Source organism: Azospirillum sp. CT11-132, from assembly GCF_047302835.1.
Classification (GTDB): Bacteria; Pseudomonadota; Alphaproteobacteria; order Azospirillales; family Azospirillaceae; genus Azospirillum.
In genome coordinates, this window is record NZ_JBGLZA010000009.1 from 254,135 (window position 1) to 266,444 (window position 12,310).

Below are 12,310 nucleotides of genomic sequence, written 5' to 3' on the forward strand. Positions count from 1 at the left end.
AGAGGGGATTTCGGGCCCTATCGCTTTACCGTTCCACCGCGACCGGCACGTTCAGGGCGTTGCGCTTCGATACCGCTTCGTAGACCGGCGGGAAGGCGGGGCGGTTGATGTAGCGGCCGGCGCCGCGCATGGCGCGGCTCTCGCCCAGCGCATGGACGATGCGGCCCTGGCTCAGCGTGTAGGCCGGGGTGCCGGTGACGGTCATGCCTTCGAAGATGTTCAAGCCCACCTTCTGCATCTGGGTCTTGGCCGAGATGGTCTTGGTCGCCTTCGGATCCCACACCACCAGATCGGCGTCGGCCCCGACGCTGACCGAGCCCTTGCGCGGGTAGAGGTTGAAGATCTTCGCCGCATTGGCGGAGGTCACGGCGACGAACTCGTTCATCGTCAGCCGGCCGGTGTTGACGCCGTGGGTCCACAGCGCGGTCATGCGGTCCTCGATGCCGGCCGTGCCGTTGGGGATCTTGGTGAAGTCGTTGCGGCCCATCGCCTTCTGCTCCGCACAGAAGCAGCAATGATCGGTGGCGGTGGTGTGCAGGTGCCCCGCCTGCAGGCCGCGCCACAGGGCGTCCTGATGCTCCTTGGGGCGGAAGGGCGGGCTCATGACGTGGCCGGCGGCGAAGTCCCAGTCGGGGTTGCGGTAGACCCCGTCGTCGATCAGCAGATGGCCGGCCAGAACCTCGCCGAACACGCGCTGGCCGTCGTTCTGGCCGCGCTCGATGGCGGCCAGCGCTTCCTTGGCCGAGACATGGACGATGTAGACCGGGACGCCGAACACCTTCGCCACCTGGATGGCGCGGTTGGCGGCCTCGCCCTCCACCTCCGGCGGGCGGGAGAGCGGGTGCGCCTCCGGACCGGTCAGGCCCTGGGCCAGCAGCTTCTTCTGGAGCTGGAAGACCAGTTCGCCGTTCTCGGCGTGGACGGTGGGGATGGCGCCCAGCTCCAGGCAGCGCTGGAAGCTGTTCACCAGCGTCTCGTCATCAGCCATGATGGCGTTCTTGTAGGCCATGAAGTGCTTGAAGCTGTTCACGCCATGGTCGGCGACCAGCGTGCCCATGTCCTGCCGCACGCTCTCGTCCCACCACGTCACGGCGACGTGGAAGCTGTAGTCGCCGGCCGCCTTCTCCGCCCAGCCGCGCCAGGTGTGGTAGGCCTCCATCAGGCTCTGCTTCGGGTTGGGGATGACGAAGTCGATGATCATCGTCGTTCCCCCGGCAAAGCCGGCGGCGGTGCCGCTGAAGAAATCCTCCGTCGTCACCGTGCCCATGAAGGGCAGTTCCATGTGGGTGTGCGGGTCGATGCCGCCGGGCATGACGTAGCAGCCGCCGGCATCCACCACTTCGGCCCCCGCCGGCATGTCGAGAGTGTCGCCCACCGCGGCGATGATGCCGTCCTGGCAGAGGACATCGGCGCGGCGGGTGTGCTCGGCGGTGACGACGGTGCCGCCGCGGATCAGGATGGTGGACATGCTCGGGCGCTCCCTCAGAGGTTTTGTGGGACGGAGTCGGTGGGCGTTTCGGAGAGGTCAGGTTCAGGCAGGCCGGCGGCGCGCAGGACCAGCCGCAGCACCTCCGCCGTCATGGCGGCAAAGTCCTGGCGGGTCAGGCTGCGGCGGCCCAGCACCTTGCGGATCTGGACGTCGAAGTCGGCGTAATGCTGGGTCACCGCCCAGATCATGAACAGGAACTGGCGGGCGTCCACCGGGGCCATGCGGCCGGCGGCGACCCAGCCGTCGATCACCGCGGCCTTGGCGTCGACCAGCGCTTTCAGATCCTCGGCCAGGAAGCGTTCGACCTGGGTCCCGCCATGCAGGATCTCGTTGGCGAAGACCTTGGAGGCGTGGGGCCGGGTGCGCGACGCCTCCATCTTGGCGGTGACGTAGGCGGTCAGCGTCGCCGCCGGGTCGGCGTCGGGGGTGAAGGAGGCGATCGGCGCCAGCCACATCCGCAGGATGTTGTCGAGCACCGCGCGGTAGAGGTCCTCCTTGGTGCCGAAATAATAATGCAGGTTGGCCTTGGGCAGGCCGGCCCGCTCGGCGATGTCGGCCATGGTGGCGCCGGCGAAGCCGGCCTCGGCGAAGACGCGCTCGGCCGCCTTCAGGATGCGCTCGATGTTCTCACGCCGGATGCGGCCCTGGGGCGACGTGGTGTCGGTGGTTTCGGCAGCCGTTCGCGCCATCGCGTTCGCCATTGCTGTTGTTCAAAGCCCTCTCCCGTCCCGGGAGAGGGAGGGGACCCGCGCCGTAGGCGTGGGGAGGGTGAGGGGTGATCCAAGAATCCCGAAGCGCGTGGCTTCGTGCCCGACCCCTCACCCTTCCCATGCTCCGCATGGGCCCCTTCCCTCTCCCGGGGCGGGAGAGGGAGAGTATCACGCGGGGGTTTTCACCTGTTCGGCCATGGCGTTGGCGCGGTCGAGCACGGCGTGCAGCAGCACCTCGCAGCCGGCGGTCGACCATTCCGGGGTCGTCTCCTCGACCTCGTTGTGGCTGATGCCGTCGATGCAGGGGATGAAGACCATGGCGGTCGGCGCGACCTTCGACAGGTAACAGGCGTCGTGGCCGGCACCCGAGACGATGTCGCGGAAGCTGTGGCCGGTGCGCTCCACCCCCTTGCGGACGGCGGAGACGCAGGTCTCGTCGAACTTGATCGGGGCGTAGTACCAGATCTGCTGGAAATCGGTCTCCAGCCCGATCTCGCCGGCGATGCGCTCGACCTCGGCGCGCAGCTCGCCGTCCATGGCGGCGAGGATGCCGTCGTCGGGATGACGGAAATCGACGGTGAAGAAGACGCGGCCGGGAATGACGTTACGGCTGTTGGGATGGATCTGCATCAGCCCGACCGTGGCGCAGGCGAGCGGGCCGTACTTCAGGCCGATCCGGTTGACCGCATCGACCACGCGCGCGGCGCCCAGCAGCGCGTCCTTGCGGCGGACCATCGGGGTCGGGCCGGCATGGGCCTCCTGGCCGGTGAAGGTGATCTCGTACCAGCGCTGGCCCTGGCAGTCGGTGACGACGCCGATGGTCTTGCCTTCGATCTCCAGGATCGGCCCCTGTTCGATGTGGGCCTCGAAATAGGCGCCGACCTTGCGGCCCCCGACCTCCTGGTCGCCGGCATAGCCGATGCGGGCCAGTTCCTCGCCCATCGTCTTGCCGTCGAGGTCGGCGCGGGACAGGCCGTAGTCCAGATCGAACACCCCGGCGAAGACGCCGGACGACACCATGGCCGGGGCGAAGCGCGAGCCTTCCTCGTTGGTCCAGACCGCGACCTCCACCGGGGCCTCGGTGACGTAGTTCATGTCGTTCAGGCTGCGCACCACCTCCAGCCCGGCCAGCACGCCATAGACGCCGTCATACTTGCCGCCGGTCGGCTGGCTGTCGAGATGGCTGCCCATGATGACCGGGGGCAGGCTGTCGTCGCGGCCGGGGCGGCGGGCGAAGATGTTGCCCATCTTGTCGACCGACACGGTGCAGCCGGCCTCCTCGCACCAGCGCACGAACAGGTCGCGGCCCTGTTTGTCGAGGTCGGTCAGCGCCAGCCGGCACACGCCGCCCTTGGGCGTGGCGCCGATCTGCGCCATGTCCATCAGGCTCTGCCACAGGCGCGAGCCGTTCACGGCGACATTCTGCGGGGTGGACATGTTGCTCTCTCCTGAACGTCGTTCTTATGAGGCGGCTTGTTATTCAGCGGCTTCGGGGACGCGCATCGGGTTGCGGGCGTCGTTGGGCCAGGTGACGTAGGGCAGGTCGGTCTGTTCCGGCACCATGGTGATGCAGTCCGGCACCGGGCAGACATGGCTGCACAGGTTGCAGCCGACGCACTCCTCGTTGACCACGGTGAAGACGCGGCGGCCCTCGCCTGCGTCGATGCGGATCGCCTGGTGCGAGGTGTCCTCGCAGACGATGTGGCAGCGGCCGCAATCGATGCACAAGCCGGGATCGATCACCGCCTTGGTCGAGAAGTTCATGTTCAGGTCGTTCCAGTTGACGACGTTGCGCACCGCCCGGCCGCTCAGCTCGTCGAGGGTCCGGTACCCCTTCTCGTCCATCCAGTTCGACAGGCCGCCGATCATGTCCTCGACGATCTTGAAGCCGTAAGTCATGGCGGCGGTGCAGACCTGCACGTTGGTGGCGCCCAGCGCCAGGAACTCCGCCGCGTCGCGCCATGTGGTGATGCCGCCGATGCCGCTGACCGGCAGGCCGCGGGTGTCGGGGTTGCGGGCGATCTCCGCCACCATGTTGAGCGCGATGGGCTTCACCGCCGGGCCGCAATAGCCGCCATGGCTGCCCTTGCCGTCGACCACGGGGGTGGGGGCCATGGCGTCGAGATCCACCGCGACGATGGAGTTCACCGTGTTGATGAGCGACACCGCGTCGGCGCCGCCGCGCTTGGCCGCTTCCGCCGACCACAGGATGTTGGTGATGTTGGGGGTCAGCTTGACGATCACCGGCAAATTGACGGCGCTCTTCACCCAACGGGTGACCTGCTCCACCATCTCCGGCACCTGCCCGATGGCGGAACCCATGCCGCGCTCGCACATGCCGTGCGGACAGCCGAGGTTCAGTTCGAGCCCGTCCGCCGCCCCGGTCTCGGCGACGCGGCGGGCCAACCCGGCCCAGGCCGTCTCGGTCATGGTCGCCATCAGCGAGACGACCATGGCACGGTCGGGCCAGTCGCGCTTGACCTGGATGATCTCCTGCAAATTCACGTCCAGCGGCCGGTCGGAGATCAGTTCGATGTTGTTGAAGCCGATCATCCGGCGGTCGGTGTCGAGATGCGCGCCGTAGCGGCTGGAGACGTTGACCACCGGCGGGTCCTCGCCCAGCGTCTTCCAGACGACACCGCCCCAGCCCGCCTTGAAGGCGCGGACGACGTTGTAGGCCTTGTCGGTCGGCGGGGCGGAGGCCAGCCAGAAGGGGTTGGGGGAGCGGATGCCGGCGATGGTGCTGCGAAGATCAGCCATGATGTGGGCTCCCTTTCCTCAGGCGGTCAGGTGGCTGTGGATGGCGAGTGCGGCGAGCTTGCCGTCCTGCACCGACTGGACCGTCAGATCCTCACCCGTCGCGACGCAATCGCCGCCGGCCCAGACCTTGGCGAGCGTCGTGCGGTAGGCGTCGTCGACGGCGATCTTGCCGCCGGTGATCTGCAGGCCGTCGAGTGCTTCTGCCGATAGTTTCTGCCCCACCGCCTTCAGCACCATGTCGGCCTGGAGGGTGAAGGTCTCGCCGGTGCCGGACAGGGTGCCGTCGCTCAGCCGGGTGCGTTCGAAGGTGATGGTGGTTTCGCCGATCTCTTTGGGGGCGGCGAAGGTCTTGAGAACGACGCCCTCGGTCTGGGCCAACTCCTGCTCCCAGGCGGTGGCGCCCATCTGGGCACGGCCGCGGCGATAGACCAGCGTCACGTCCTCCGCGCCCAGGCGCTTTGCCTGGATGGCGGCGTCGATGGCGGTGTTGCCGCCGCCGATCACCACGACGCTGCGGCCGACGGCGGGCGGCTGGCCGGGGGACGCCTGACGCACACGCTCGATGAAGGCGGTGGCGTCCTCGACGCCCGCGCGCTCCTCGCCGGGGATGCCGAGGCGGTTGTTGGCGCCGAGGCCGACGCCGAGGAACACCGCGTCGTAATCGGCACGCAGGCTGTCGAGCGACAGGTCGGCGCCCAGCCTGCGGCCATGCTCCACGCTGATGCCGCCGACGCCGAGGATGAAGGCGACCTCGCGCTGGGCGAAATCATCGGCCATCTTGTAGGGTGCGAGGCCGTATTCGTTGAGGCCGCCGGACTTCGCCTTCGCCTCGAACACCGTCACCTCATGGCCGAGCGTGGCGAGGCGGTGGGCGCAGGACAGACCGGCCGGGCCGGCGCCGACCACGGCGACGCGCTTGCCGGTCGCGGTGGCGCGCGGGAAGGGGTGGGCCGGTTCGCCATCAATCAGTCGGTCGGTGGCGTGGCGCTGCAGCCGGCCGATGGCGACGGGTCGGTCCTCCGCCCGGTTGCGCACGCAGGATTGCTCGCACAGCGTCTCGGTCGGGCAGACCCGGCCGCAGGTGCCGCCCATGATGTTCTCCGACAGGATCGTCGTCGCGGCGCCTTTCAGGTTGCCGGTGGCGATCGAGCGGATGAAGGCCGGAATGTCGATCCCGGTCGGACAGGCCTTGATGCAGGGGGCATCAAAGCAGAACAGGCAACGGTTCGACTCGGCCAGCGCCTGCACCGGCGTCATCGCCGGGCTGAGGTCGGTGTAGGGTGAGGCGCGGTCGTCTTCGGTGTCGGCGAGCGTAGCGATCAGGGTCATGGCGGATGGCTTCCCTTCGGTCGCAGAGCGGCGTGTCTACCGAAGTGTCAGCAACCCGCGTGCCAAGAGAACCAACCAGCACTGCCAAGGCACAGAGGCGGCGGAAAAGCTGACTGTTCGGTCAAGAACTGACGATATGGACAGGCATGGCTCCATCATGCCAGCCATGCGGATTGCACGCAACTCAGCCTTTCGGCGCCTCTTTTGGCGGCGTAGCGCAAGAAACGCATGGAAAATGGGGAGAGTGGGAACAGGAAATTACGCCGTATCAAAGGGTTGCATCCTGCGCCCGCTGCCTTCAATTTCGGCAGCGCTTTATGCGAGAGGATAGAGGGTGCCGTCATGTCCGCTCCGTCCAACCTGCTGATCGACCGCACCGCCACGCCCATCGGCGAACTGATCGTGATCGCCGACACCGACGGCGCCTTGCGCGCCATCGACTGGACCGACCATGAGGACCGGCTGCACCGGCTGCTGCGCCTGCACCATCCCGGCGGTTACGAATTGCGGCCGTCCGCCGATCCGGGCGGGCTGACGCGGGCGATGGATGCCTATTTCGCGGGCGAGCTTGCGGTGATCGACCGGCTGCCGGTGCGCACCGGCGGGACGCCGTTCCAGCGCGCGGTGTGGGCGGCGCTGCGCGGGATTCCCTGCGGCGGGACCATTTCCTACCGCGAACTGGCGGCACTGGCCGGACGTCCGGCGGCGGTGCGGGCGGCGGGGCATGCCAACGGCGCCAACCCGATCAGCGTCGTGGTGCCCTGCCATCGGGTGATCGGATCCGGCGGGGCGCTGACCGGCTATGGCGGCGGGGTGGAGCGCAAGCGCTGGCTGCTGGCGCATGAGGGGGCGGTGGTGGGGGAAATCTCCCTCTCCCCCCGGGGAGAGGGTCGGGGTGAGGGGGATGCATTGCGTGGCGATCCCGAGAATCCTCGCTGTGCGTCCCCCTCACTCTAACCCTCTCCCCGCTTTCGGCGGGCCAAAGGTCCGCCTGTCGCATCAGCGCAAACGAAGTTTGCGCGTGAGCGGGGGAGAGGGGATCTCTTCCTGCGTGTATCGTTTAGCGAAGGAAGAGGGCAATCATCACGCGCCGAAGCCGCCGTCGATGGTCTGGAACGAGCCGGTGATCATCGCGGCATGCGGGCCGGCGACGTAGGCGGTCAGTTCGGCGACCTCGTCGGCGTCGATGTGGCGCTTGATCGCCATGAAGCTGTGCATGGCGGGCGCCATCGGGCCGTCGGCCGGGTTCATGTCGCTGTGGGTCGGACCCGGCTGGATGGCGTTCACGGTGATGCCGCGATCGCCGAAATCGCGGGCGAGGCCACGCACCATGCCCTGGACCGCCGATTTGGTCAGCGCATAGGCGGCCCCGCCGGCGAAGGGCATGCGGTCGCCGTTGACCGAGCCGATCACGATGATGCGCCCGCCGTCATTCATGCGCCGGGCCGCTTCGACCGCCGCGTGGTAGGGCGCGCGGACGTTGATGTCGATCATCCGGTCGACGGCGTCGGGTTCGAAGGTGAGCGGATCGCCGAGGATCGCCGTGCCGGCATTGACGACCAGCACGTCCAGCGCGCCGCGGTCGGCCACGGTGGCGATCAGGGCGTCGCGGTCGGCGCTGTCGGTGCGGATGGCCTCCGCGCCGGCTTCGGCGGCAAGCGCCTCGGCGGCGTCCTTCGACCCGGCATAGGTGAAGGCGACGGTGCCGCCGGCCTTGGCGAAGCGGCGGACGATGGCCTTGCCGATGCCGCGGCTGCCGCCGAGGACCAGGATCTTGCGGCCGGTGAACTCACCCATGATGCGCTCCTTGATAAAATATAGTGATCGCTATATAAATTCAGGCAAGGGATTTGCGCAAGGAGAAAATATAGTGGTCGCTACAGAATCCTCCGGAGCGCGGGGACGGCGGCGCTCCTTCGATGTGGACGAGGCGGTCGAGACCGCGATGAAGCTGTTCCATGCGCGCGGCTACGACGCCGTGGGCGTCGCCGAGCTGGGGGCGGAGCTGGGGATCAAGCCGCCGAGCTTCTATGCGGCCTTCGGCAGCAAGGCCGGGCTGTTCGAGCGGGCGCTCCGGCGCTATGCGGCGGGGGAGGCGAACATCTTCGCCCGTGCGCAGGCCGAGGGCGGCAGCATGGCCGAGGTGATCGAGCGCACGCTGCTGCTGGCGGCGCGGCTCTATCCGGAGCGCAATGGGGTGGCGGGTTGTCTGGTGCTCGACGGCGCGCGCAACAGCGCCGATCCGGAGGCCTGCGCGCTGGCCGAGGCGATGAGAAAGGCCGGCGTGGCGGCGATCCGGGACTTCATCGCGACGGAGGAGCCGGAGCGGGCCGACGCGCTGACGGACTTCGTCGCAATCACGATGAAGGGAATGTCGGCGGCGGCGCGTGACGGCATGGGCGAGGAGGCGCTTACCGCTGTCGCTCAGATGGCGGGCCGCGCCTTCCGCCGCGAACTGGCGGCGGAAGGGTGACGTTGGGGGCTGGAACCGCGGTGTTTCAGGCCGGCATCGCCTCGCGCGGGATGATGGCGCCGCGGTGCTGGATGACGGCGGCAGCCAGCTTGTGGGCGGCGCGGGCGGCGTCGGCCGGACCCTCGCCGCGCAGGCGGGCGGCGAGATAGCCGGCACTGAAGCTGTCGCCGGCCGCCGTGGTGTCCACCACCGTGGCGACCTTCTGCGCGGGAACCTCGACGGCATTGCCGTCCTGGAACACGATGCAGCCGGGCTGTTCCAGCTTCAGCACGATCTCGGAGACACCGGCGTCGCGAACGCGGGCCAGCACGGCGTCGGCATCGGCATCGCCATAGAGGTCGCGCAGGTCGGTGACGCCGGGAAGCGCGATGTCGGTCAGCCGCAGCATGCGGTCGAAGGCGGCGCGGGCGGTCTCGATGTCCGGCCACAGGCGCGGGCGCCAGTTGGTGTCGAACGCCACTTTGCCGCCGCGCGCGCGGACCCGTTGCAGCACCTCGAACAGCCGCTCGCGGCCCTGCTCGCCCAGGATGGCGATGCTGATGCCGGACAGGTAGACGATGCCGTAGCCTTCCAGCGCCTTGGACAGCTCCGGCGTCTGCGGCAGGGCGAACAGCTCGCGCGCCGGGGCGCGGTCGCGCCAGTAGAGGAAGCGGCGCTCGCCGCTGGCATCGGTCTCGATCAGGTAGAGGCCGGGCAGGCGGTTCGGCACGCGCAGGACATGGCCGGTGCCCACCCCTTCGGCCGCCCAGGCGGCGATCATGTCCTCGCTGATGCTGTCGTCGCCGAGAGCGGTCACATAATCGACCGGCGTGCCCAGACGCGCCAGATAGACCGCGGTGTTCAGCGTATCGCCGCCGAACCCCATGGTCAGCGACCCGTCCGGCCGCCGGAACATCTCGATCATGCATTCGCCGAGCGCGGCGACGCGGTTGGGCGTGTCGGTCATGCTTGTTCTCCGCAAGCCGGGACTACCCCGGCAAATCCTTATTATTTCATGCCGCCGCAGCGCGGCGTTCCCGTGCCCGCATGCGTTCGCGATGCGCGGTGTAGAGGCCGCTGGCGATGATCACGCCGGTGCCGACGAAGGTCCAATGGTCGGGCACCGCACCGAAGACGAGGAATCCCAGCGCGGTGGACCAGATCAGCTGGACATAGGTGAAGGGCGCCAGCACCGATGCCTCGCCCTGGCGGTAGGCCAGGATCAGCAGCCATTGCGACAGGGTGTAGACCAGCCCGATGAAGACCCCCAGCAGCATCTCCCACGGCGTCGGCCATGCGGCGTGCAGGGGAAGCAGCGCCGTCAGCACGATCAGGCCGGTCAGCGCGCTCCACACCATGGTGGTCAGCGGGTTTTCCTGCACCGTCATCTTGCGCGTCGCCACAAGGCCGAGCGCCCAGCTGAAGGCGGTCAGGATCGGCAGCAGCGAGGCCGGCTGGAACCCGTCCGCCCCCGGCCGGATGACGATGATGACGCCGGCCAGCCCGACCAGCAGCGCCGCCCAGCGGCGGATGCCGACCTTCTCGCTCAGCAGCAGGATCGACAGCACGGTGACGAAGACGGGGGAGACGAAGCTGATCGCCGCGGCCTCGGCCAGCGGCAGATGCTGCATCGCCATGATGAAGAACAGCGCCGAGCCCAGCATGCCCAGGCCGCGCACGACCTGAAGCCCCGGCCGCGTCGTCCTCAGCACCCGGAGCGAGCCGCCGCGCAACGCCAGCGGCATCACCAGCGCGGTGAAGACGACATAGCGCATCCAGGCGATCTCGGCCGGCGGCAGGGTCCGGCCGAGATATTTCGCCGTGGCGTCGGAGCAGGACAGGCAGGCCACCGCCAGCACCACCAGCAGGATCGCCCGCATCGGCTCCGTGCCCTTGGACGCCGATCCAGTGGGCTGGATCGGCGTCTGCGGCGCGTTGACCGGCTGGGGGCCGGGATCGCGGTGTGGGCCAGAGAGAGGGGTGGAACTGTCAGGCATGGTGCCGGCTCTTCAACGGTTTCCGATAAGGGGGCGGACCCCTTACATAACCGCTCCCATCTGCCAAGGGGCGAACTCATCGGCGCCGACGCCGAGTTCCTCGCTCTTGGTCTTGCGGCCCGACGCGGTGTCGAGCACCAGCTGGAAGATCGCGCGGCCGACCTCCTCGATCGAGGCGTCGCCGGTGGCGATGGCGCCGCAATCGATGTCCATATCGTCCGGCATCCGGCGGAACAGCGTGCTGTTGGTCGCCAGCTTCAGGCTGGGCGTCGGCTTGCAGCCGAAGACCGAGCCGCGGCCGGTGGTGAAGCACAGCACGTTGGCGCCGCCCGCCACCTGGCCGGTCGCCGACACCGGGTCGTAGCCGGGCGTGTCCATGAAGACGAAGCCCTTGTCGGTGATCGGCTCGGCATAGCGGTAGACGGCGGTCATCGGGGTGGTGCCGCCCTTGGCGACCGCGCCCAGCGACTTCTCCAGGATGGTGGTCAGGCCGCCCTTCTTGTTGCCGGGCGACGGGTTGTTGTTCATCTCGCCGCCGGTGCGGCTGGTGTAGTCCTCCCACCAGCCGATGCGCTCGACCAGCGCCTCGCCCACCTCGCGGCGGACGGCGCGGCGGGTCAGCAGATGCTCGGCGCCGTAGACCTCCGGCGTCTCGCTCAGCACGGCGGTGCCGCCGTTGCGGACCAGCAGGTCGACGGCATAGCCCAGCGCCGGGTTGGCGGTGATGCCCGAATAGCCGTCGGAGCCGCCGCACTGCAGCGCCAGCGTCAGGTGGCTGGCCGGCAGGGTCTGGCGGGTGACGTCGTTGATCTCCGGCAGCAGCGCCTCGATCCGGCGGATGCCCTCGCGCGCCGCCGCGGCGGTGCCGCCCATGTCCTGGATGCCGATGGGGATGACGCGGGCGCCCGCCTCAAGGCCGGTGGCCTCCATCAGCTTGTCGATCTGGTTCACCTCGCAGCCGAGACCCAGCAGGATCACCGCGGCGAAGTTCGGGTGGCGGGCGTAGCCGGCGATGGTCCGGCGCAGCGTGTCCATCACCTCGCCGCTGCCGGCCATGCCGCAGCCATAGCCGTGGGTCAGCGCGACGACGCCGTCGATGTTGGGATAGGCCGCCAGCGCGGGCCCACGGAAATGGTCGGCGATCATCCGCGCCGCGGTGGCGGAGCAGTTCACCGAGGTCAGCACGCCGATGTAGTTGCGGGTGGCGACGCGGCCATCCGGGCGAACGATGCCCTGGAAGGTGGCGCGCTCGGCCTCCGGGATCATTTCGACCGGGTGGACGTCGGCGCCGAAGGCGTAATCGCGCTCGAAATCACTGCCCATGCCCATGTTGTGGACGTGGACATGGTCGCCCGGCTGGATCGCCGCGGTGGCGAAGCCGATGACCTGATTGTACTTGCGCACCGGCTCGCCCGGCGCGATGGCGCGCACCGCGACCTTGTGCCCGGCCGGCACCGGCCCGGTGGTCGCGACTTCTGTGCCGGGCAGGGCGGTGCCGGGCTCCAGGTCGGCGCCGGCGACGACGACGTTGTCGGCGGGGTGCAGGCGGATGGTCAGCGATGCCATGGGAAGA

11 protein-coding genes are annotated in these 12,310 nt (G+C 68.8%); 2 read left to right on the forward strand and 9 right to left on the reverse strand.

The window, feature by feature from the left end:
* Positions 1-25: 25 nt before the first annotated feature.
* The 5 genes from hydA to ACCD06_RS32790 form a co-directional block, all read right to left on the reverse strand.
* Positions 26-1,468, reverse strand: a complete 1,443-nt coding sequence (hydA, locus tag ACCD06_RS32770; protein WP_413346527.1) for a dihydropyrimidinase — start codon at positions 1,466-1,468, stop codon at positions 26-28.
* 14 nt (positions 1,469-1,482) lie between these two features.
* On the reverse strand, positions 1,483-2,178 hold the full coding sequence (locus ACCD06_RS32775; RefSeq protein ID WP_413346529.1) for a TetR/AcrR family transcriptional regulator: 696 nt from the start codon (positions 2,176-2,178) through the stop codon (positions 1,483-1,485).
* Between the two features lie 189 nt (positions 2,179-2,367).
* Positions 2,368-3,636: a Zn-dependent hydrolase gene (locus tag ACCD06_RS32780; protein WP_413346531.1), complete on the reverse strand. Its 1,269-nt coding sequence runs from the start codon at positions 3,634-3,636 to the stop codon at positions 2,368-2,370.
* 39 nt (positions 3,637-3,675) lie between these two features.
* Positions 3,676-4,959: an NAD-dependent dihydropyrimidine dehydrogenase subunit PreA gene (preA, locus tag ACCD06_RS32785; RefSeq protein ID WP_413346533.1), complete on the reverse strand. Its 1,284-nt coding sequence runs from the start codon at positions 4,957-4,959 to the stop codon at positions 3,676-3,678.
* Positions 4,960-4,977: 18 nt separating this feature from the next.
* Entirely contained in the window at positions 4,978-6,288 is a 1,311-nt protein-coding gene (locus ACCD06_RS32790) for an NAD(P)-dependent oxidoreductase (protein ID WP_136701060.1), read from the reverse strand.
* A gap of 342 nt (positions 6,289-6,630) precedes the next feature.
* Here ACCD06_RS32790 and ogt point away from each other — a divergent pair, with 342 nt between their 5' ends.
* Complete coding sequence (ogt, locus tag ACCD06_RS32795) at positions 6,631-7,245, forward strand: methylated-DNA--[protein]-cysteine S-methyltransferase (RefSeq protein ID WP_413346535.1); 615 nt, start codon at positions 6,631-6,633, stop codon at positions 7,243-7,245.
* A 126-nt stretch (positions 7,246-7,371) separates the two neighbouring features.
* On the opposite strand, the gene bdcA is transcribed toward ogt, so the two are convergent.
* Positions 7,372-8,085: an SDR family oxidoreductase gene (gene bdcA / locus ACCD06_RS32800; RefSeq protein ID WP_413346537.1), complete on the reverse strand. Its 714-nt coding sequence runs from the start codon at positions 8,083-8,085 to the stop codon at positions 7,372-7,374.
* Between the two features lie 73 nt (positions 8,086-8,158).
* Between bdcA and ACCD06_RS32805 the strand changes: the two genes are divergently transcribed.
* Positions 8,159-8,761, forward strand: coding sequence for a TetR/AcrR family transcriptional regulator (locus ACCD06_RS32805; RefSeq protein ID WP_413346539.1), 603 nt, complete (start codon positions 8,159-8,161; stop codon positions 8,759-8,761).
* A 25-nt stretch (positions 8,762-8,786) separates the two neighbouring features.
* On the opposite strand, the gene ACCD06_RS32810 is transcribed toward ACCD06_RS32805, so the two are convergent.
* Genes ACCD06_RS32810 through ACCD06_RS32820 form a run of 3 tightly spaced genes read right to left on the reverse strand, consistent with a single transcriptional unit; the run spans position 8,787 to position 12,303 of the window.
* On the reverse strand, positions 8,787-9,707 hold the full coding sequence (locus ACCD06_RS32810; protein WP_413346541.1) for a sugar kinase: 921 nt from the start codon (positions 9,705-9,707) through the stop codon (positions 8,787-8,789).
* Positions 9,708-9,753: 46 nt separating this feature from the next.
* Positions 9,754-10,737, reverse strand: a complete 984-nt coding sequence (locus ACCD06_RS32815; RefSeq protein ID WP_413346543.1) for a DMT family transporter — start codon at positions 10,735-10,737, stop codon at positions 9,754-9,756.
* Positions 10,738-10,779: 42 nt separating this feature from the next.
* Positions 10,780-12,303 carry a UxaA family hydrolase gene (locus ACCD06_RS32820; RefSeq protein WP_413346545.1) on the reverse strand — a complete coding sequence of 508 codons (1,524 nt, stop codon included), beginning with the start codon at positions 12,301-12,303 and terminating at the stop codon, positions 10,780-10,782.
* Positions 12,304-12,310: the final 7 nt, after the last annotated feature.